This is a genomic window from Teichococcus oryzae, assembly GCF_008386565.1.
GTDB classification, from domain to species: Bacteria; Pseudomonadota; Alphaproteobacteria; order Acetobacterales; family Acetobacteraceae; genus Pseudoroseomonas; species Pseudoroseomonas oryzae.
Window position 1 is genome coordinate 125,481 of the sequence record NZ_VUKA01000001.1, and the last position, 21,253, is coordinate 146,733.

Consider the following 21,253-nt stretch of genomic DNA (forward strand, 5'->3'; position numbering starts at 1 on the left):
CCGGTGGCTCAGCCGGTCAGCCGCACACCTTTTCCAGGGCGGTGATGAGGTCGCGCGGATCATAGGGCTTGGCCAGGACCGGCACATCGCGGTGCCGCTCCGGCAGCCCGGCGGCGCCATAGCCTGTGGCGACCACGAAGGGGATGGCGTGGTCGTTCAGAAGATCGGCCACCGGAGTGGAAGCCTGCCCCGCGAGGTTGATGTCGAGCACCGCCGCTTCCGGCTGCTCGGCCTCGAACAGGGCCAGGGCCTCCTCCACCGTGGCCGCGGGGCCGAGCACGACGGCGCCGGCCTCCAGCAACGCATCTTCCACCAGCATGGCGATCAGCGCCTCATCCTCCACCACCAGGATGCGCCGCCCATTCAAGCCGCTCATGCGGATTCCTCTTCCACCACGGGTCCGTTCACGGGGCGAAAGCGAATGGCCGCCATGAACCCATTCTTGTCATAGTCCAGCTTCACGGAGGAGCCGGGGCCCAGCTCCGCCGGCAGGCCGCGCTCCAGCATGCGGCTGCCGAAGCCGCGCCGGGCCGGCGGCACCACCGGCGGGCCGTCCATCTCCTGCCAGCTCAACCTCACCATGCCGTCCGGCTCTCCCTGCCACTTCACCAGGATATGTCCTTCTGCGCGAGTTAACGCACCGTGCTTGAGAGCGTTGGTTGCCAATTCATGCAAGGCGAGGGCGAGCCCCAGGGCCTGCTTCGGCGCCAGCCAGACCGCCGGCCCCTGGATCTGGAAGCGCAGCTCACCGGGGCGGCTGGATTCCGCCTGCCAGGGCGCCAGCACGGCGCGGGCGGCTTCCTCCAGCGTGGCGCCGCGCCAGGTGCGCGCGGTCAGCAGGTCATGGCCACGGGACAGCGTCAGCAGCCGCGCCTGGAAATCCTGCAGGAAGCGCGGAATGGCGTCCGCGGCCCCGGCCACGTTGCGCGCGGTTTGCAGGGCCAGGGAATGCACGGTGGCCAGGGTGTTCTTGACCCGGTGGTTCAGCTCGCCCAGCAGCAGGGCTTGCCGTGCCTCGGCCGCCTTGGCGTCGGTCACGTCACGCGCCAGCCCGCCCCGGCGGATCATCTCGCCCTGCACATCCAGGATGGGGAAGCCCACATCGCGGATCCAGCGCTGCCCGCCATCGGGGCGCAGGATGCGGTATTCGGTGTCCATCATGCCGCTTTGCCGCGCCTGGGCCGTGGCCTGCTCCACGCGTTCGCGGTCGGCTGGGTGGATCATGTCCAGCACCAGGGCAGGCTGCCGGTCCATGCGCTCCTGCGCCACGCCCCAGATGCGCTCAAAGGCGGGGCTGAGGAATTCCAGCGCCTCGCCGCTCGGGTCCGTCATCCACATCACATCCGGGCTCGCCTCGGCGAAGCGGCGGAAGCGGCTCTCGGACGCGGCCAGATCGGCCGCCGCCTGCACCGCGGCCTGGCGGGAGGCAGTCTGCGCCGCCACCTGGCGGGCCAGCGCCTCGCGCGCCTCGGCCAGCTCGGACACATCGGTGACGGCGCCGATCCAGCGGCGGATGGTGCCATCGGCGGCGCGGGCGGGCAGGGCGCGCGCCACGCACCAGCGCCAGCCGCCTTCCGCCCGCCGCAGCCGCAGCTCGGCGGAAAAGGGCTGGCCGCGCCGCAGGGCCCGGCGCCAGGCGCGCTCGGTGCGGCGCTGGTCCTCGGGGTGGACGATGCGGTCGAGCGACTGCACGGCGACGCCCGGCACCAGCCCGGTGAAGTCCTCCAGCCTGGGATTGACGTAGTCGATGCGGCCATCCGGCATGGTGGACCACACGATCTGCGGGATCGCCTCGGCCAGGGTGCGGAAGCGCAGCTCGCTTTCGCGCAGCGCCTCGGCGGCGCGGCGGGTCGCGTCGATATCGGTGATGGCGGCCACGGCGCCGGCGATGCGGCCCTGCGGATCGCGGATCGGCGTGCCGACGATGCGCAACCACACCATGCTGCCGTCGCCGCGGCGGTAATGGTATTCGGCGGTGGCCGGCAGGCCCGTCAGCAGGGCGCGGGCCAGGGGAAATTCCGGCCCGTCCATCCGCCGCCCATCGGCGTGGTAGGCTTCCCACTTGGCGCGGTATTCGTTGATGCTGCCGAGCAGCTCCACCGGGTGGCGCAGGATCTCCTCCAGCCGCCGGTTGCCGAGCAGGATGCGCCCTGATGGCGCCTCCGCCAGCAACACGCCGACCGGCACGTTGTCCATCACCGCCTTGAGCCGCGCCTCGCTTTCCCGCAGCGCCGCCTGCGCCGCGCGCTCATCGCTGACATCGCGGAAGAACAGGGTCTGCCCTTCGGCGGAAGGAAAGATGTCGGCGGAAACCCATCGCCCCAGCACAGGATGGAAGGCGGTGACGGATTGCGCCGCGCCATCCTCCCTGGCCTGCCGGAAGGCCTGCGCGAAGGGGCCCTCATCCCAGCCGGGGAAGCTGTCCGCCAGCTTGCGGCCGATGCCGCCATCCGGGTTGCTGGACTGGGCGCGGGCGCGGCCGTTCATGTAGAGCAGCACGCCTTCGCCATCGAGCACCAGCACGCCGTCGGTGGTGCTTTCCAGCACCGTGTGCAGCCGGGCGGACAGGGCGACGCGTTCGGATTCCAGCGCGTCGCGCTCGGACGCGGCCTTTCTCAGGGCGGCGGCGGCCTCGTCGATCTCGCGCAGGCCGGTGGGGGGAAGGTCGGGCAGGACGCCGCCGCGGCCGAAGGCTGCGGCGATCTCGCCCAGCCGGTTCAGCGGCGCGGCCACGCGGCGATCCACCCAGAAGGCCAGGGCCAGGGTGAACAACACCAGCACGGCGCCGCCGATCAGGACGATCGGGCTCAGCACGCGATAGAGCGCGTTGTCCAGCACGCCGATCGGCATGGACACCGTCACCTTCCACGGCGTCGCCTCCACCTGGCGCCAGGCGCTGTAGAGCGGATCGCCGGCGATGCTCCGGCTGGTCAGCCAGCCATGGCTGGCGGTGCCGCCGAGGATGCGCCGGAATGGGCTGGAAGAGGAAACCTCCCGCCCGATCAGCCCTCCGGTCGGCGGGCTGCGCGCCAGCACCCGGGCATTCTCGTCGAAAATGGCGACGATCCAGTCGGAAGGCAGCACCAGGCGCTGGATGCGTGGCCGCCACAAGGGCAGCGGATCGAGCGAGGCGGTGAGGAACAGGGAGGGCCGGCCATCCGGCTGGGTCAGCTCCTCCGTGATGTCGAGCCGCAGCGGCTCATCCGCGGTCAGGGATTGCCGGGTGGAGATGCCGGCGCGGTAAGGCGCGTCGCGCAGCACGGGAAGCACCGCGCCGGGAAGCGCGGGGTCGATAAAGGGCCGGCCGCTATCCACCACCACATGCCCCTGCACGTCGGTTAGCCAGATCCGGGCGCGATAGGTCATCGGCAGGGTGCGCGCCTGCTCATGGAAGGCGCGGAGGTCGCCGTCGCGCAAGGCGGGGGACCGGCCGAGCGCCGCCAGTTCGCCGCGCAGGCCCAGCACTTCCCGCTCCAGCCCGAAGGCGAGGTCACGCGCGGCGTCGCTGGCCTGCTTGGACAGCCTTTCGCGCTCCGCCTCGGCCATGCGGCCGGCGATATGCCCCGCCATGCCCCAGACCGGCAGAAAGGCCGCCAGAGCGATCAACAGAAGATAAAGCCGGACGGTAGGGGCCCGGCGGATCGTCCGACTCGTCATCCTGCCCGGGTCCGCCGATGGCGATGTTGCGTCCTGTTCCCCATGTCGCGGCAAAGGCTGTCGCGCAAGTGCCTCCGCGCCAGAAGGCGGGCGGCTGCCGGCCGGAACCGGCGCGGGGCGGCGCCGGGCCAGCCGCAGGGTCATGGGTGGGCGATGACCATCGGGTATTCAGCCAGGATCATTCCGCATCATCCCCTCAGTCAGCATATTGGCCGGCGGCTTCGATCACCGGCTTCCACTTGGCGATGTCGTTCTGCCAGAAGGCGGCATGCGCAGCAGGCGTCGCGCGGTCCGAGGCTACCGGCGTGGTGCCGAGATCGGCGAAGCGCTGCCCCACCTTGGGGTCCTGCAGCGCCTTCTGCAGGGCGGCGGAAAGGCGGTTGACGATGGCCGTGTCCGTGCCCTTGGGTGCGTAGAGGCCGTGCCAGATGGTGACTTCCAGGCCGGGCAGCCCCGCCTCTGCGGCGGTGGGCACGTCGGGCATGGCGGCCAGGCGCTCGGCCGTGGTCACCGCGAACACCTTCACCGCGCCGGCGCGGATCTGCTCGGTGGTGTTGGTGGTCTGGTCGCACATCATGTCCACCGTGCCGCTGATCAGGTCGGTCATGGCGGGGCCGGTGCCGCGATAGGGCACCGTGGTCATCGGCGCATCGACGGCCTTCTGCAGCAGCAGGCCGCAAAGGTGGCTGGCAGCGCCGATGCCGGCATTGGCGTAGTTGATGCCGGTGGTTTCCTTGCGGATCAGCGCCGCCAGCTCCTTGAGGTCCTTGGCCGGGATGTCCTTGCGGGTGATCACCGTCATCGGCACTTCGGTGACCAGCCCGATGGGCGCGAAGCCGCCCACGGGATCATAGGACAGCCGTCGGTACAGCGTCGGCGTGGTGGCCATGCCGATATGGTGCATCAGCACCGTGTATCCATCCGGCCGGGCCTGGGCCACGCGCGCCGCGCCCAGCGTGCCGCCCGCGCCGCCGACATTCTCCACCACCACCGTCTGGTTCAGGTCGCGGCTCATCGACTCCGCCACCAGCCTGGCCACGGTGTCGGTGGGTCCACCGGCGGCGAAGGGCACCACCATGGTGATGGTGCGGCTGGGATAGTTGCCCTGCGCCTGAGCGGGCATCCAGGCCATGGTGGCCAGGCCCGCAGCGGCCAGGGCTAGGCGTCCGAGGCGGGGAAGCGCTTGGAGCAGGGGGCGTCGATACATGAAGTACGTCCTTCCGGCAGAACAGCCCGCTTCTGGGGCGGGTGGGCGCAACGAGCCGCCGGAATGGCGGCCTGGGCACGGAAGAATATTACTGCATCGGAGTGACGCCCCGCCACAACCGTTGCGGGAATCACCAAGCTTTGCCTTGTGCTTGCCGCGCGGTCAGCTGTCCATCTTCAGCGCGGCGATGAAGGCTGATTGCGGGATCTCGACCTTGCCGAACTGCCGCATGCGCTTCTTGCCTTCCTTCTGCTTCTCCAGAAGCTTGCGCTTGCGGCTGATGTCGCCGCCATAGCACTTGGCCGTGACGTCCTTCGACATGGCGGAAATCGTCTCGCGCGCGATGACGCGGCCGCCGATCGCCGCCTGGATGGGAATCTTGAAGAGCTGGCGGGGGATCAGCTCCTTCAGCTTCTCGCAGATGGAGCGGCCCCGGCGCTCGGCCTGGGTGCGGTGCGCCATGAAGGAAAGCGCGTCCACCGGCTCGTTGTTCACCAGGATGGAGATCTTCACCAGGTCGCCCTCGTCATAGCCGTCCATCTGGTAGTCGAAGGAGGCATAGCCGCGGGAAACCGACTTCAGGCGGTCATAGAAGTCGAAGACCACCTCGTTCAGCGGCAGGCGGTAGACGGCCATGGCGCGGTTGCCGACATAGGTCAGCTCCACCTGCTGGCCGCGCCGCTCGGAGCACAGCGTCAGGATGGCGCCCAGATGCTCGTCCGGCACCATGATGGTGGCCTTGATCCAGGGCTCCTGGATGCTCTCGATCAGCGTCGGGTCCGGCATGTCGGCCGGGTTGTGCAGGTCCTCGGTCTCGCCCTTGTTGTTGGTCAGCTTGTAGACCACGGAGGGGGCGGTCGCGATCAGGTCGAGGTCGAATTCGCGCGAAAGGCGCTCCTGGATGATCTCCAGGTGCAGCAGGCCCAGGAAGCCGCAGCGGAAGCCGAAGCCCAGCGCTGCCGAGCTTTCCGCCTCGAAATGGAAGGAGGCGTCGTTCAGCCGCAGCTTGCCCAGCGATTCGCGCAGCTTCTCGAAGTCGTCGGCATCGACCGGGTAAAGGCCGCACCAGACCACGGGGATGGAAGGCTTGAAGCCCGCCAGCGGCTCGGCCGCCGGGTTGCGGTCATCGGTGATGGTGTCGCCGACATTGGTCTCGGCCACGGTCTTGATGGCGGCGTTGAGGTAGCCCATCTCGCCCGGCCCGAGATAATCGACGGGCGTCATCTTGGGGCGGAACACGCCGACGCTGTCCACCGTCTGGGTGGTGCCTTCGGCCATGAAGCGGATCTTCTGGCCCTTGCGGATGGTGCCGTCCTTCACCCGGATCAGGATGATGACGCCGAGATACGGGTCGTACCAGCTGTCGACCAGCAGGGCTTTCAGCGGCGCGTCGGGGTTGCCTTCCGGCGCCGGCAGGCGGTGCACGATGGCCTCCAGCACCCCCTCGATGTTCAGGCCGGACTTGGCGGAGATTTCCACCGCGTCCGAGGCGTCGAGGCCGATCACGTCCTCGATCTGCTGCTTCACCCGTTCCGGCTCGGCGGCGGGGAGGTCGATCTTGTTGAGGACGGGGACGATCTCGTGGTTGGCGTCGATCGCCTGGTAGACATTGGCCAGGGTCTGCGCCTCGACGCCCTGGGAGGCATCGACCACCAGCAGCGAGCCCTCGCAGGCGGCCAGGCTGCGGCTCACCTCATAGGCGAAGTCCACATGGCCCGGAGTGTCCATCAGGTTAAGGACATAGGTGTTGCCGTCCTTTGCCGCGTAGTCCAGCCGGACCGAGGACGCCTTGATGGTGATGCCGCGCTCCTGCTCCAGCTCCATGCTGTCGAGCAGCTGCTCCTTCATCTCGCGGGCGGAGATGGTGTGGGTGGCCTGGATCAGCCGGTCGGCCAGGGTGGATTTCCCGTGGTCGATATGCGCGATGATGGAGAAATTGCGGATACGGGAGAGAGGTGTGTCGGTCATGCTGTTCCGGCGGCAGGTCGAGGGCGGAGCGCACCCGCCGAGTTCAGCGCAGCAGATAAGGCATGACAGCCGGGAATCAAAGCGCAACCGGGCCGGCAAGGCCAAGGGGTGCCGCCATCATCGGTTGCGGGCCGCCCTGGCGGAGGCGGTTGAACCCCGTGCCGCCATCATGAAAAAGGCCCCGCCCCGGCGCATGGCCAAGGGCGGAGCCCGCAAGACGGATGGGAAACGGAGGCCGCTGCTTCCCCCCTGCGGAAGGGAGCCTCCCGGCCCGCCTTATTCCGCGGCCACCGCCAGGGCCGGCGTTTCGCGGCGGCACAGCCCCTCGTAAAGGGACACATAGTCTTCCGCCATGCGGCGGCCGGTGTAGCGCTTATCGAACTGGGCGCGCACGGCGGCGCGGGGCAGGGCCCTGGCGCGGGCCACGGCGCCAATGGCCTCGGACATGCTGCTCACGGCGTAGCCGGTGATGCCGTCATCCACCACCTCGGGCACCGAGCCGTGGCGGAAGGCGATCACAGGGGTGCCGCAGGCCATCGCCTCGATCATCACCAAGCCGAAGGGCTCCGGCCAGTCGATCGGCGTCAGCAGGGCGATGGCGTTGGCCAGGAAGTCCTGCTTCTGCGTTTCGTTGATCTCGCCGATGAACTCGATCAGCGGATGGTCCAGCATCGGCTTGATCGTGCTTTCGAAGTAATCGACATCCACCTTATCCACCTTGGCCGCGATCTTCAGCGGCGTGTTGGTGGCGATGGCGATCTCGATGGCGCGGTCGCAGCGCTTCTCGGGCGCGATGCGGCCGAGGAAGGCGAGGTAGCCGGGCTTCGCCGCCGGGTCGGGGCGCAGCAGGTTCCGCGGCAGGCCGTGATAGACCGTGCCGGCCCAGTTCGCCTGCGGCAGCGGGCGGCGCTGGTCGTTCGAGATGGACACCACCGGGGCGTTGGGGAAGGCGTCGAACACCGGCTGCAACTCCGGCAGGTCCAGCCGACCATGCAGCGTGGTCACGAAAGGCACGCTTTGCCGGGAGAACAGCGGGAAGGGCAGGTAGTCCAGGTGGAAGTGCAGCAGGTCGAACTCGTGCCGGCGGCGATACACCTGCTCCAGCATCAGCGTCAGCGGGGCGTTGGCGTCACGCACGGAAGGGTCGAGCCGCAGCGCCTTGGTGCTCATCGGCGCCAGGGTTGCCTTGGTGATCGAGTCTCCGCTGGCGAAAAGCGTGACCTCATGGCCCAGCTCGACCAGTTCCTCGGTCAGGTAGGACACGATCCGCTCGGTGCCGCCATACAGCTTCGGGGGCACAGCTTCGGTCAGGGGAGCGATCTGAGCGATACGCATCGGGCCGGATCTCCAGTTGGACTTCATTGGGGGGAAGCTCGCACCTGATTGAGGTTTGGATTCGGCAAACTTCGCCACGTTTTGGTCTTGTTGATGTCGTTACCTCTGCATCAACGCACTGGCGGCCTTCGATCACGCGCTTGTGCTCACGTTTCAGGAGGCTCCCCGAATCATGCAGCGCGCCGATCCCAGCGACCTGCTCCGCCTTTCCCGGCGTCCGATCGGGTTTCTGTTCCGCCACCTGCGGCCGCATGCCGGCAGCCATGTCGCGGTGATGATCGCGGTGCTGGGCGCGGTCGGTTGTTCCGTTGGCGCCAACTACGCCGTGAAGAACCTGATCGACACGCTGTCGGGCGGGCCGTCCAATGTCAGCGCCACGGCGGTCTGGACCGCCTTCGCGATCCTGGCCGGCATCATCACCGCCGACAACCTGCTGTGGCGCGTCGGCGGCTGGATCGCAGCCGACCGCTTTCCCCGCGCCACCGCATCCATGCGGGCGGAGCTGTTCCACCACCTGTCCGGCCATTCGCCCGGCTATTTCGCCAACCGCTCGGCCGGCACGCTGGCGGCGCGGATCAGCGCCACCGGCACCGCCGGCTTCACGGTGCTGCAGAACTTCACCTGGCACACCGTGCCCCCCGCCGTGGCCGTGGTGCTCGCCATTGCCTTCCTTGCCAGCGTCGATCCGGTCATGGCCGGCTGCCTGGTGGTTGCCGCCGCCGCGCTGGCGGCCGGCGTCGCCTGGCTTGGCCGCAAGGGCGAGCAGAAGCATGACCGCTTCGCCAGCAAGGCTGCCGCCGTGGATGGCCAGCTGGTGGATGTGGTGCAGAATTTCTCCCTGGTGCGCGCCTTTGGCGCCTTCGGCCGGGAAAGGATGCTGCTGGACAAGGCGCTGGCCGAGGAAACCTCCGCCCGCCGCGCCAGCCTGCGCTACCTGGAGAAGCTGCGCCTGGTGCATGGCGCGGCGACCGCCGTGCTCACCGCCGTGCTGCTGTGGTGGGTGGTGACGCTGTGGCAGGCGGGCCGCGCCACCACCGGCGACATCGTGCTGGTCTGCACCCTGGGCTTCACCATCCTGCACGCTTCCCGCGACCTCGCCATGGCCCTGGTGGACCTGACGCAATACATCGCCCGCATGCGGGAAGCGCTGGTGTCGCTGCTGGTGCCGCATGACCTGCCGGATATCGAGAGCGCGCATGGTCTGGTGGGCAAGGGCGGCGCGGTGGAGTTCCGCGACGTCACCTTCAGCTATCCGCAGGCGCCCGAGGGGGCGCCGCCGATCCTGCGCGGTCTCAATCTTTCCATCCCCAGGGGGCAGAAGGTGGGGGTGGTCGGGCGTTCCGGAGCCGGCAAGTCCACCCTGCTGACCCTGTTGCAGCGCCATTCGGCGCCGCAGGGGGGCGAGGTCGATATTGACGGCCAGAACATCGCCGAGGCGACGCGGGAAAGCCTGGCGGAGCAGATTGCCGTGGTGCCGCAGGACGTGTCGCTGTTCCACCGCACGGTGCTGGAGAACATCCGCTACGCCCGCCCCGATGCCAGCGACGATGAGGTGATGCGCGCCGCCGAGGCCGCCCGCTGCCGCGAGTTCATCGAGGCGCTGCCGGAAGGCTTCAACACCATTGTCGGCGACCGCGGCGCCAAGCTCTCGGGCGGCCAGCGGCAGCGCCTGGCGATTGCCCGCGCCCTGCTGAAGGACGCCCCGATCCTGTTGCTGGACGAGGCGACCTCCGCCCTGGACAGCGAATCGGAAGCCGAGGTGCAGGCCGCCCTCGACTCCCTGATGGAGGGCCGCACGGTGATCGCCGTGGCCCACCGCCTCGCCACCCTGACCAATTTCGACCGCATCGTGGTGATGGAGCAGGGGCAGGTAGTGCAGGACGGCCCGCCGGACCAGCTGATGCGCCGCCCTGGCCCCTACCAGGAGATGGTGCGCCGGCAGTCGGAGGCCCTGCAGGTGGCGGCCTGAACCGCCCTGCGAAGGTCTTTGGCTGGATACTGGAAAGGGGAGCGGAAGCTCCCCTTTTTTCGTGCCGGCTCAGCGTGCCCCGGCAGGGCGCGCGACCTCATGGAAGGTGAGGCCGGGTTGCCGTGACCAATCTTCAATCTGCCGCAACGCTTCCCCGATGTCCTGCTCCCCGGCCTTCCAGCGCGCCGCCAGGGTGCGGCGGGAAAAATCAAAGGCCTTGCCAAGTCCGGCTTCATCCAGCGCCGCGCGGTAACCGAGGCAAAGGATGGTGGTGCGCTCTTCCCGGCCCTCCGCCAGAAGGGGCGCCAGATCCGGATCGTCCCGCAGCCGGGGCGGCAGTCGGGCGATCAGGCCGCGCAGCCGGTGCTCCCGTTCCCGCCCTTCGAGCAGGCGGCGGGTCTGGTTGCCGAAGGCGAGGTCGCCGGCCCGGGCCGCCGCCGCCGCCAGGGTGTGGGGCCGCCTGCCGCGCCGGGCAAACAATTCCACCGCGAAGCACAGCACATCCTCGTCCGGCAGATCGTCCAGGATCAGGTCGAGCGGCAGGTTGGCCGACAACCCGCCATCGCCGAGCAGCCGCCCATCGACCTCCACCGGGGCGAACAATGGCAGGAGGGAGCCGGAGGCCAGCAGGTGATCCACCCCGATCCGGTCGCCCCGCGCCGTGTCGAAGACGACCCGCTCGCCGCTCAGGATGTCGGTGGTGCCCACCGACAGGCGGATCTCGCCGCTGTTCAGCCGCCCGAAATCCACCAGCGCCTCCAGCTGGGCGCGAAGCGGATGCAGGTCGTAAAGCGCCGGCACGTCCGTGGCGCCGGACCCGGGAAGCCCCATCCGCGGCCGGAAGACGCCCGGGGAGCCGAACAGATGCGATTGCAGCGCGGCCGCGACGGCCTCGGCTTCCCGCCAGGGTCCGGCAAAGGGCGAGCCGAGCCAGAGCGGCGCCAGGGGCGCCGGCTCGCGCACCGCCGCCTGCCAGAAGCGGCGCAGCCTTTCCACCCGCCGGTCCGGTGGGTTGCCGGCGATCAGCGCCGCATTGATGGCGCCCACGGAAGCGCCGGCGATCCAGCGCGGCGCGCGGCCGGCCGCGGCCAGCGCGGCGAAGGCGCCGGCCTCATAGGCCCCGAGGGCGATGCCGCCCGACAGCGCCAGGGCGTGAAAGGGCTGGGTCATGGCTCAGCGGGTCAGCCGGCGGAGCACCAGCACGGCCGCCAGCACGCCGAAGGCCGCCAGGGGCACGCCGCCATTGTTCGGGCCGTGGCGCCAGCCGCCGCGGATTCGTGCCTCGTCCACCATGGGAGCGAACAGGGCGCCGGTTGTTTCGGGGCTGGCTTCCCGTGCCAGGAAGCCGGCGTTGAACACGCGGCCCATCAGCCGGGTCGCCAGGGCCGGCGGCGCGGTGCGCTTCACCAGCGCGGCGAACCAGCCAAAGCCGCCGATAATGGTTTCCGCGCACGGCCGCTCGGCCAGCCGCAGCACGGCGCGCGCGACCTTCTCGGGCGTGTAGACCGGCGGCGCCGCGCGCACCCGGTGGTGGCTGTAATTGGCCGCGTGCTGGAAGAAGGGCGTGTCGATCACCGAGGGCAGGATGGTGCAGACCTGGATGCCCGGCTGATCCAGCACTTCCTGCCGCAGCGCTTCCGAGAAGCCGCGCACGGCGTATTTGCTGGTGGCATACGCCGTGGAATCGGGCTTGGCGGTCCGCCCGACGATGGAGGCGTTCTGGATCAGCACGCCATGGCCCTGCCGCCGGAACACCGGCATCACCGCGCGCGCACCATGGACATAGCCGAACAGGTTGGTGTCGATCACCCGGCGCCAGGCATCGGAGGGCAGGTCCTCGAACCGGCCGAAGATGCCGACGCCGGCATTGTTGAACCACACGTCGATCCGGCCGAATCGCTCCAGCGCCCGCTGGGCGAGCGCCTGGACCTGCGCCTCCTCCGTGGTGTCGGTCGGCACCGGCAGCGCCTCCACCCCCAGCAGCGCGCATTCCCGCGCCAGCTCCTCCAGCCGGTCGGCCCGGCGGGCGGCGAGGACGAGGCGGTCACCCCTTTCGGCGAAGGCATAGGCCGTGGCGCGGCCGATGCCGCTGGAGGCGCCGGTGATAACGACGACGCGCCCGCTCCGGGTCGTGGACATGATGCGCCCCCTTTCCGCTCCGGTGCCTGCCGCATTGCAGCACCGGGGTGAGAACAGGGCCGGGGCAGTGGGGTTGCGGCGTCAGCTTTCCAGTTGCCGCGCCAGGCGCTTGGCCAGGAAATAGCCGATCAGGCCACCGACCGGCGCGGCGGGCAGCACCAGCACCCAGGCGGCGTGGACGCCGTTCACCACCAGCCCGAGGCCGATGCCCAGCATCAGCCCCCCCACCAGCGTGCCGGCCACCCCTGCCGTCAGCCCCAGAACCAGGATTTCCGCGCGCGTCACCATGCCGCGCGGAGTAGCAGGGAATCCTGGTTTGACAAGCCAAATGGGCAGCGGCTAAAGCCCGGCTCCCTTCCGGGAAAGCGGACGTGGGCCCCGTGCCCGCGCGCCCGCCCTTTTGCCGTTCGCCCCATCGGGGCCGCCTCCGGGCGCGGCGATCGGGACTACCGGGACATCAGCGACACCTTGGCCACAAGGGCGCACAAGAAGAAGGAGCCCGCCGCATGACGAAGCGCGCGGAAAGCAAGTACAAGATCAATCGCCGCCTTGGCGTGAACCTCTGGGGCCGTGCCAAGTCCCCGGTCGCCAAGCGCGAATACGGCCCCGGCCAGCATGGCCAGCGCCGCAAGCAGAAGCCGACCGACTTCGGCGTGCAGCTGATGGCCAAGCAGAAGCTCAAGGGCTACTACGGCAACATCGGCGAGAAGCAGTTCCGCAAGTATTACGAGGAGGCCGTGCGCCGCAAGGGCGACACCTCCGAGAACCTGATCGAGATCCTGGAGCGCCGCCTGGACGCCGTGGTGTACCGCATGAAGCTGGCGATGACGCCCTTCGCGGCCCGCCAGTTCGTCAACCATGGCCACATCACGGTCAATGGCAAGCGCGTCAACATCCCCTCCTATCTCGTGCGCGACAACGACGTGATCGAGGTCAAGGAGAAGTCGAAGCAGCTGGTTGTCGTGCTCGATGCCGCGCAGAGCGGCGAGCGTGACGTGCCGGAATACATCGAGATCGACCACCGCCAGATGAAGGGACGCTTCCTGCGCGCCCCGAAGCTCTCCGACGTGCCCTATCCGGTGCAGATGGAGCCGAACCTGGTGGTCGAGTTCTACTCGCGCTAAGCGGTTCCAGCCGCGACAGGCGACCGGGCGGGGCAGCGATGCCCCGCCTTTTTTGTGCGGACGGGCGCGTGGCTAAGGATTTCTGAAGGATTATGCCGGACTCTGGCGCGGCCTATCGCTGCCGTTGCCGGAGCCCCGCTTCATGTCCGCCGTTGTTCTTCCATTCCGCCGCCCGCCCGCCCACCCCATCAGGGCTCTCGCCGCCCCGAGCGTTTCGGTCGCGGAACTCCAGGCCGCACTGGCCTGGGCCGAGGCGCAGGGCGCGGACTGGCATGTGGAGGCGATCCACCTGGCCGATGCGGAAATCGCCCTGGGCGTGGCGCCGCCCCGCGGCCGCCCCATGCGGGCGGGCCAGGGATGGCGGTTGTTCTGGATCATTGTCCGTGATGAGGAAGGGGCCGTTCTGGTCCATGCCGAGAACAGCTCTGGCGCCGTACTGCCCTCGGTGATGGCGGCGCTGGACGCGGTGCTGGAACTGGAAGCCGAACCCCTGGCCGCCGCGATCGCCTGACGGCGGCCGGAAGGGCCATCGGGCAGAGGAGCCCGGCCCCGTCGAAAAGCCTCAGGGGCCGGCGGAATGCACCGCCAGGATGTTGTCGGTGGCCATGTCCACCTCCTGCAGCCGCACCTCGTAGCCCCACAGGGAGGCGAGGTAGCGCATGGTGGCCGCCGCGTCCTTGGCATGCAGCAGCCGGCCCGGCCTGGTGCGGTGTTCCAGCAGCAGCCGCCGGTCGCCATGGAGGTCCACATCCAGCACCTGGATATCCGGCGTACCCAGGCCCGGGTCATAGGACCGCGCCAGGGAACGGCGGATCTCCCGGTAGCCATCCTCGTCATGGATGGCGTCCACCAGCAGGCTGGGCTCGGTGGTGTCGTCCAGCAGGCGGAACAGGCGGAAGCGGCGGATCACGGCCGGTGAAAGGAATTGCAGGATGAAGCTTTCATCCCGGTAATTGGCCCAGGCATGCTTCAGCGTGCCGATGGCGTCGCCATTCCCGGCGAAGTCCGGGAACCAGCGCCGGTCCTCGGCCGACGGATCGGTGCAGGCACGGGCAATGTCGCTCATCATGGCATAGCCAAGCGCGTAGGGGTTCAGGTTCGGCCCGACATGCTCGAAGCCATGCTGCTGGATCACCGAGCTGGTGGAATGGATGCATTCCAGAAAGGCGGCATCGTCGATCTGCCCCGTCTCGTGCAAGCGGGTCATGATCTGGTGGTGCACCCAGGTGGCGCAGCCCTCGTTCATCACCTTGGCCTGGGGCTGGGGATAGAAATACTGGGCGATCAGCCGGACGATGCGGATCAGCTCCCGTTCCCAGGATTTCAGGACGGGGGAGGTCTTTTCCAGGAAATAAAGCAGGTTCTCCTCGGGCAGGCCGAGGCGGCGGCGGCGCTCGGCCACGCCATCCGTGCCGGAGAAAGGCTTGCCGGAAGGCAGGGTGCGCCAAAGGTCGTTGTAGATCTGCTGGTCGTATTCGCGCCGCTCCCGCTCCCGCTGTTCCTCGGATTGCAGGTTCAGGGCACGCTGCTTGCCGCCATGCCGGTGGACGCCATTGCGCGACAGGGCATGCGCCGCGTCCAGCACGCGCTCCACCGCGGCGGCGCCATACCTGTCCTCGCAGCGCGACACGAAGCCGCGGGCGAATTCCAGGTAATCCAGGATGGAGGTGGCGTCGGTCCATTGCCGGAACAGGTGGTTGTTCTTGAAGAAATGGTTGTGGCCAAAGGCGGCATGGGCGATCACCAGCGCCTGCATGGTCGCCGTGTTCCCTTCCATCAAATAGGAGATGCAGGGGTTGGAGTTGATCACCACCTCATAGGCGAGGTTGCTGTAGCCCTTCCTGTATTCGTTCTCATGCTGCAGGAAGTGCTTGCCATAGGACCAGTGCCGGTAGGTGATCGGCATGCCATGCGCCGTGTAGACATCCAGCATCTGCTCCGCCGTGATCACCTCGATCCGGTTGGGATAGACGTCGAGGCCAAGCTCCTGCTCGGCGATGCGCTCGATGGCGTCATAGCACCGGCGCAGGGTCGCGAAATCCCAGGCCGTGCCGGAGTAAAGCAGGGGGGAGGAGCTGCTATCCATGATCCTTACCCCGCAGCCGGCCGCTTGCCGAACAGGTCCCGGAACACCGGGAAGATTTCGCGCCGGTCGCTGACGCGGCGCATCGCCATCTGTTCCGATCGCCCGGCCAGCGGCTCATAGCCGCGCCACAGATCGGTTTCGCCGCGGATCACCGCGCCTGAGGGCGCCACCTCGATATAGGCGAAGTGCTGCACCAGCGGCAGGATGTCGTTCTCCAGCAGGCCCACCGCGCGGGCGGTGTCGCCGCCGTAATTGTCCCCGTCCGAGGCCTGGGCCGCGTAGATGTTCCAGGAACCGGCGGGATAGCGCTCCCGCTGGATGCGGATCAGCTCCTCCAGCGCGGAGGAGACGATGGTGCCGCCGGTGCGCGGATCGGTGAAGAAGGTCTTCTCGTCCACCTCCTCGGCCGCCTCGGTATGGCGGATGAACACCAGCTCGACCCGCTTGTAGCGCCGCTCCAGGAAAACATGCAGCAGCAGGAAGAACCGCTTGGCCAGGTCCTTCATGCTCTCCGTCATGGAGCCGGACACGTCCATCAGGCAAAACATCACCGCCCGGGCGGAAGGCTTGGGCGTGGGCGTGAAGCGGCGATAGCGGAGATCCACCGGGTCCACCCAGGGGATGCGGGACTGGCGCCGCCGCGCCTCCGTCACCTCGGCGCGCAGGGCGGCGAGGCGCTCGGGCTCATCGCCGGCTTCCTCCAGCGCCTCGATCTCCGCTTCGAGATCGCGCACCGCCTGGCCTTTCGGCCGCTTCAACCCGATCCGGCGGGCCATGGACTGGCGCATGGAGCGCGCCAGGTCGATCTGCGAGGGCGAGCCATCGGTGGAGATGCCGGTGCGGACCGGCGACACCGTTTCGGTGTCCAGGATGTCCCGCTTCACCAGGTCCGGCAGTTCCAGATCCTCGAAGAACAGGTCGAGGAACTCGTCGCGCGTCAGCACAAAGCGGAAATTGTCCTCGCTGCCGCCCCCTCCTTCGCCGGAAGCGCCGCTGCCCGCGCCGCTGCCGCCGCCACCGCCCTTTCCATCCGGGCGCTTGATGCGGTCGCCAACCGAGAACTCCTTGTTGCCGGGCAGCACGATGTCGCGCTGCCCGCTGGTGAACACTTCATGGAAGGCGGGCTCGTGGAGTGAATCGGCGGGGATGGTCACGGCCTCCCCATGGCCGGTTTCACGCAGCGTGCCGCCATCCACGGCATCCCGCACCGCTTTGATCACCGCCTGCCGGGCCCGGGCCAGGACGCGGCGGCGGTTTTCCAGGTTCTTGCCATGCGGGTTGGGTCGTCTGTCGATGATGTCCAAAGCCGATACCCGTCCTTCGAACCTTCAGGCCGACTGCTTGACGCGCATGTACCATTCGACAAGCCGGCGCACCTGACGCTCCGTGTAGCCGCGGGAAACCATGCGCTCGACGAAATCGCCGTGCTTGCGCTCGGTCTCGCCATCCTTCTTGGAGCCGAAGCTGATGACCGGGAGCAGATCCTCCACCTGGGAGAACATCCGCTTCTCGATCACGTCGCGGATCTTCTCGTAGGAGGTCCAGGAGGGGTTGCGCCCGCCATTGCTCGCTCTTGTACGTAACGCGAACTTGACCACTTCGTTGCGGAAGTCCTTCGGATTGGCGATGCCCGCCGGCTTCTCGATCTTGGTCAGCTCCGCATTCAGCAATTCGCGGTTCATCATCTGCCCGGTATCGGGGTCCTTGAAGTCCTGGTCCTCGATCCAGGCATCGGCGTAATCCAGGTAACGGTCGAACAGGTTCTGGCCATAGTCGTGGTAGCTTTCCAGATAGGCCTTCTGGATCTCGTTGCCGATGAACTCCGCGTAGCGCGAGGCCAGCTCCGACTTGATGGTGGTCAGGTAGCTTTGTTCCACCTCGGGCGGGAACTGCTCGCGCTTGATGGCCTGTTCCAGCACATACATCAGATGCACCGGATCGGCCGCCACTTCCGTGGGGTCGTGGTTGAAGGTGGCGGACAGCACCTTGAAGGCGAAGCGGGTGGACACGCCGTCCATTCCCTCATCCACGCCGGCGGTGTCCCGGTATTCCTGCATCGTCTTCACCTTGGGGTCCATCTCGCGGATGTTTTCCCCGTCATAGACGCGCATCTTGATGAAGGGCCGGGAATTGGCGTGCGGTTTCAGGCGCGACAGCACCGCGAAGCGGGCCAGCATCTCCAGCGTGTGCGGCGCGCAAGGCGCCTCCGCCAGCGCCGAGGAGCGGATCAGCTTCTCATAGATCTTGGTTTCCTCCGTGACGCGGAGGCAGTAGGGCACCTTCACCACCGAAACGCGGTCCAGGAAGGCCTCGTTGGTGCGGTTGTTGCGGAAGCTCTGCCACTCCGCCTCGTTGCTGTGCGCCAGGATGATGCCGTTGAAGGGAATGGCGCCGATATTCTCGGTGCCGACATAGTTGCCTTCCTGCGTCGCGGTGAGCAGGGGGTGCAGCATCTTGATCGGCGCCTTGAACATCTCGACGAATTCGAGAAGCCCTTGATTGGCGCGGTTCAGCCCGCCGGAGAAGCCATAGGCGTCCGGGTCGTTCTGGCTGTAGATCTCAAGCTGGCGGATATCCACCTTGCCGACCAGCGCCGAGACGTCCTGGTTGTTGTCGTCGCCCGGTTCGGTCTTGGCGATGGCGATCTGCCGCCGGCGGGATGGGTAAAGCTTCACCACCCGGAAGCGCTGCAGGTCACCCTCGAACTCATCGAGCCGCTTCAGCGCCCAGGGGCTGGCGATCCCGGTCATGTAGCGGATCGGGATGTTGTATTTCTCGGCGATGGCCGGCGCCAGCCGGTCCGGGTCGAACAGGCCGAGCGGGCTTTCGAACACCGGGCTGAGATCCTTGCCGGCCTTCAGCACATAGATCGGCTCCTGCTCCATCAGGGCCTTCAGCCGCTCGCCCAGCGAGGATTTGCCACCGCCCACGGGGCCGAGCAGGTAGAGGATCTGCTTGCGTTCCTCGAGGCCCTGCGCCGCGTGGCGGAAGAAGCCGACGATCCGCTCGATCGTGTCCTCCATGCCGTGGAACTCGGCGAAGGCCGGGTAAACGCGGATGGTGCGGTTGAGGAAGATGCGGCCGAGCCGCGCATCCTTCGCGGTGTCGATGGTTTCCGGCTCGCCGATCGCACGCAGCATGCGCTCGGCGGCCGAGGCATAGCAGCCGGGATCGCTCCGGCATTGTTCCAGATAGTCCGCGAGGCTCATCTCGACCTCGCGACGTTGCTCCCGCATCGCGTTGTGAAGGGAGAAGATGTCGTCAAGCTGGGCCATACGCGCTCCTGGCTTGCCTGTCGGGCGTAAGGGCGCTTCCCGTTCTTGGGGCGCCTGCGCTCCACATCACATAGTGTCCGACTTGCCGCCTGCAAAAGTCACGAGAATCATCGCTGCCTGGGCGAAAAAAAATCGTGTCAAAGGGCAAGGAAATAGTAACAAACCAAAGGGATGCCGCGGCGCATCTTCCTTATGTTGCGGGTGCGCGACTCGTGTTCAAGGCGGCCGGCGGACCCTGTCCGGCCCGGCCGTTTTCAACCCCCGCGTGGCCGCCAGCGCAGCAATCGCAGCGCGTTCAGGGTGACCAGCACCGTGGCGCCCGTATCGGCCAGAATCGCCATCCACAGTCCCGACACGCCCATGAGCGTCGTGGCCAGGAACACCAGCTTCAGCCCGACCGCCACGCCCACATTCTGCTTCACGTTGCGCAGCGTGTCGCGCGACAGCGACACCAGTTCGGCCACGCCGCCCACCCGGCCATGCAGCAGCGCGGCATCGGCGGTCTCCAGCGCGACATCGGTGCCGCCGCCCATGGCGATCCCGGCGGTGGCGGCGGCCAGCGCCGGTGCATCGTTGATGCCGTCCCCGACCATCACCACCGGGCCCTGGCGCCGCAGCGCGGCGATCTCGGCCAGCTTGCCCTCGGGCCGCAGCGCGGCGCGCACCGGCAGGCCCAGCGCCTGCCCGATCGCCGCGCCGGCGCGCGGATTGTCGCCGGTGAGCATGACGCTCCGCACGCCCAGCCGCTCAAGGGCGGCAATGCCGGCGGCCGCGTCGCCGCGCGGCTCGTCCCGCACCGCCAGCAGCCCCAGCGCGGCGCTGGCATCGCCATCCAGCCGGCCGAGCACGATCACGGTCTTGCCCGCCGCCTCCAGCGCCGCCGCCCGCGCGGCGAGGCCGGGGGGAAGGGCGCAGCCGGCCCCGGCGGCCCAATCCGGGCTGCCCAGCCCCATGCGGCGGCCATCCAGCAGGCCGGTGACCGCCTCGCCCGCCAGGGCCACGGATTCGCGCAGCGGCGGCAGCACCAGCTGACGCGCCGCCGCCGCCTCCAGCACGGCGCGCGCCAGGGGATGGGCGGAGCCCGCTTCCAGCCCCGCCGCCAGGCGCAGCACGCCATCCTCCGTCTGGCCCGGCACGGGATGCAGGTCGGTGACTCGCGGCCGGCCCCCGGTCAGCGTGCCGGTCTTGTCGAAGGCCACGATCTTCGCCTCGCCGATTGCCTCCAGCGCCGTGCCGCCTTTCACCAGCAGCCCATGCCGCGCGCCGGCCGAGAGGCCCGAGGCCATGGCCGCCGGTACCGAGATCACCAGCGCGCAGGGGCAGGCCACCAGCAGCAGCGCCAGGCCACGGTACAGCCAGGCTTCCCACGCGCCGGACCCGAGCAGCGGCGGCAGCACCGCCACCAGCGCCGCCGCCAGCATGGCGCCGGGCGTCCAGACATTGCTGAAGCGCTCGATGAAGCGCTGGGTGCGGCCGCGGGCGGCGGTGGCCTCGGCCACCAGCCGGGCGATGCGGGCCAGGGTGCTGTCCCGCCCGGCGCGGCTGACCCGCAGGCGCAGCACGCCCTCGGCATTGATGCTGCCCGCCACCACGGGATCGCCGGGGCCGCGCGCCACCGGCATGCTCTCGCCCGTCACCGGGCTTTCATCCAGCGCGGAACGGCCCTCGGTCACGATGCCGTCGCAGGGCGCGCGGTCGCCCGGCCGCAGCAGAACGACGTCGCCGGGGGCAAGGCTGTCGGCCGGCACCTCCCGCACCCCGTCGGGGCCTTCGCGGCGGGCGGTGCGGGGCATCATCGCCACCAGGGCGCGGATGCCGGCCCGCGCCCGGCCGGCCGCGACGCCTTCCAGCATTTCGCCCAGGGCGAACAGGAACACCACCATCGCGGCTTCCCCGGCGGCGCCGATCAGCGCCGCGCCGCTGGCGGCCACCACCATCAGCGTCTCGATGCTGAACGGGCTGCCCGCCCGCGCCAGGGCCCAGGCGCGGCGGCCAAAGGGCACCAGCGCCACCAGCGTGGCCGCGAGGTAGAGCCATTCCGCCGCCGGAGGCAGCAGCCACCCGGCCAGCCCTGCCGCCGCCACCAGCGCGCCCAGCATCCAGACCAGCCTGGCCTGCCGGGTGGCATGCCAGGGAAGCCCGGCATCGGCCGGGTCGGGCACGGCATGGCGGTGGGCATGGGCGTGTTCGTGGTCATGGACGCGTCGCGGCGCGGCGCCGGCATCCACCGGCCGGCCCGGCTCCAGGCGGGTGACCTCATAACCCAGCGCCGCCACCTGCCGCTCCACCACGCCCGGTGCCGAGCTGCCGGGGGCGAGGTCGAGCGCCAACTCCTCCGCCATCAGGTTCACCGACACGTCCGATACGCCCGGCAGCCGTTCCACCGCCCGCGTCACTTTGGCGACGCAGGCGGCGCAATCCATGCCCCGCACCTGCCAGGCATGCCGCGTGCCACCATCCATCGCTTTGCTCCCTCGATGCCGGCTCCCCATA

General features: G+C 68.9%; 15 protein-coding genes. 3 read left to right on the forward strand and 12 right to left on the reverse strand.

The genetic code is table 11. From position 1 onward, the window contains the following. Positions 1 to 16: 16 nt before the first annotated feature. The 5 genes from F0Q34_RS00580 to F0Q34_RS00600 form a co-directional block, all read right to left on the reverse strand. Entirely contained in the window at positions 17 to 376 is a 360-nt protein-coding gene (locus F0Q34_RS00580) for a response regulator (RefSeq protein ID WP_149810202.1), read from the reverse strand. Next, the gene (locus F0Q34_RS00585; RefSeq protein ID WP_149810203.1) at positions 373 to 3,606 is read right to left on the reverse strand and encodes a PAS domain S-box protein; all 3,234 of its coding nucleotides are present in this window, start codon (positions 3,604 to 3,606) and stop codon (positions 373 to 375) included. The genes F0Q34_RS00580 and F0Q34_RS00585 overlap by 4 nt, the downstream gene beginning before the upstream one ends. 247 nt (positions 3,607 to 3,853) lie before the next feature. After that, the gene (locus tag F0Q34_RS00590; RefSeq protein WP_149810204.1) at positions 3,854 to 4,864 is read right to left on the reverse strand and encodes a tripartite tricarboxylate transporter substrate-binding protein; all 1,011 of its coding nucleotides are present in this window, start codon (positions 4,862 to 4,864) and stop codon (positions 3,854 to 3,856) included. 162 nt (positions 4,865 to 5,026) lie between these two features. Continuing rightward, positions 5,027 to 6,832 carry a translation elongation factor 4 gene (gene lepA, locus F0Q34_RS00595; RefSeq protein WP_149810205.1) on the reverse strand — a complete coding sequence of 602 codons (1,806 nt, stop codon included), beginning with the start codon at positions 6,830 to 6,832 and terminating at the stop codon, positions 5,027 to 5,029. Positions 6,833 to 7,108: 276 nt separating this feature from the next. After that, positions 7,109 to 8,167, reverse strand: coding sequence for a glycosyltransferase family 4 protein (locus F0Q34_RS00600; RefSeq protein ID WP_149810206.1), 1,059 nt, complete (start codon positions 8,165 to 8,167; stop codon positions 7,109 to 7,111). 172 nt (positions 8,168 to 8,339) lie between these two features. Between F0Q34_RS00600 and F0Q34_RS00605 the strand changes: the two genes are divergently transcribed. Further along, positions 8,340 to 10,136 (forward strand): ABC transporter ATP-binding protein, encoded by a 1,797-nt coding sequence (locus F0Q34_RS00605; RefSeq protein ID WP_149810207.1) that lies wholly within the window; start codon positions 8,340 to 8,342, stop codon positions 10,134 to 10,136. Positions 10,137 to 10,205: 69 nt separating this feature from the next. Here the strand turns inward: F0Q34_RS00605 and F0Q34_RS00610 are convergent, their stop codons facing one another. The 3 genes from F0Q34_RS00610 to F0Q34_RS00620 form a co-directional block, all read right to left on the reverse strand. Further along, on the reverse strand, positions 10,206 to 11,306 hold the full coding sequence (locus tag F0Q34_RS00610) for a patatin-like phospholipase family protein (protein WP_149810208.1): 1,101 nt from the start codon (positions 11,304 to 11,306) through the stop codon (positions 10,206 to 10,208). A 3-nt stretch (positions 11,307 to 11,309) separates the two neighbouring features. After that, positions 11,310 to 12,275, reverse strand: coding sequence for an SDR family oxidoreductase (locus F0Q34_RS00615; protein ID WP_149810209.1), 966 nt, complete (start codon positions 12,273 to 12,275; stop codon positions 11,310 to 11,312). A gap of 81 nt (positions 12,276 to 12,356) precedes the next feature. Then, a complete protein-coding gene (locus F0Q34_RS00620; protein ID WP_149810210.1) occupies positions 12,357 to 12,563 on the reverse strand; it encodes a hypothetical protein in 207 nt (68 codons plus the stop codon). 218 nt (positions 12,564 to 12,781) lie between these two features. Between F0Q34_RS00620 and rpsD the strand changes: the two genes are divergently transcribed. Next, positions 12,782 to 13,399: a 30S ribosomal protein S4 gene (rpsD, locus tag F0Q34_RS00625; RefSeq protein WP_149810211.1), complete on the forward strand. Its 618-nt coding sequence runs from the start codon at positions 12,782 to 12,784 to the stop codon at positions 13,397 to 13,399. Between the two features lie 142 nt (positions 13,400 to 13,541). Continuing rightward, a complete protein-coding gene (locus F0Q34_RS00630; protein ID WP_149810212.1) occupies positions 13,542 to 13,910 on the forward strand; it encodes a hypothetical protein in 369 nt (122 codons plus the stop codon). A gap of 51 nt (positions 13,911 to 13,961) precedes the next feature. Here F0Q34_RS00630 and F0Q34_RS00635 read toward each other — a convergent pair whose 3' ends face one another. The 4 genes from F0Q34_RS00635 to F0Q34_RS00650 form a co-directional block, all read right to left on the reverse strand. Next, entirely contained in the window at positions 13,962 to 15,485 is a 1,524-nt protein-coding gene (locus F0Q34_RS00635) for a SpoVR family protein (protein ID WP_149810213.1), read from the reverse strand. Between the two features lie 5 nt (positions 15,486 to 15,490). After that, entirely contained in the window at positions 15,491 to 16,789 is a 1,299-nt protein-coding gene (locus F0Q34_RS00640; RefSeq protein ID WP_149810214.1) for a YeaH/YhbH family protein, read from the reverse strand. 24 nt (positions 16,790 to 16,813) lie between these two features. After that, entirely contained in the window at positions 16,814 to 18,760 is a 1,947-nt protein-coding gene (locus tag F0Q34_RS00645; RefSeq protein ID WP_149810215.1) for a PrkA family serine protein kinase, read from the reverse strand. A 254-nt stretch (positions 18,761 to 19,014) separates the two neighbouring features. Next, positions 19,015 to 21,222 carry a heavy metal translocating P-type ATPase gene (locus F0Q34_RS00650; protein WP_241665240.1) on the reverse strand — a complete coding sequence of 736 codons (2,208 nt, stop codon included), beginning with the start codon at positions 21,220 to 21,222 and terminating at the stop codon, positions 19,015 to 19,017. Positions 21,223 to 21,253 lie beyond the last annotated feature (31 nt).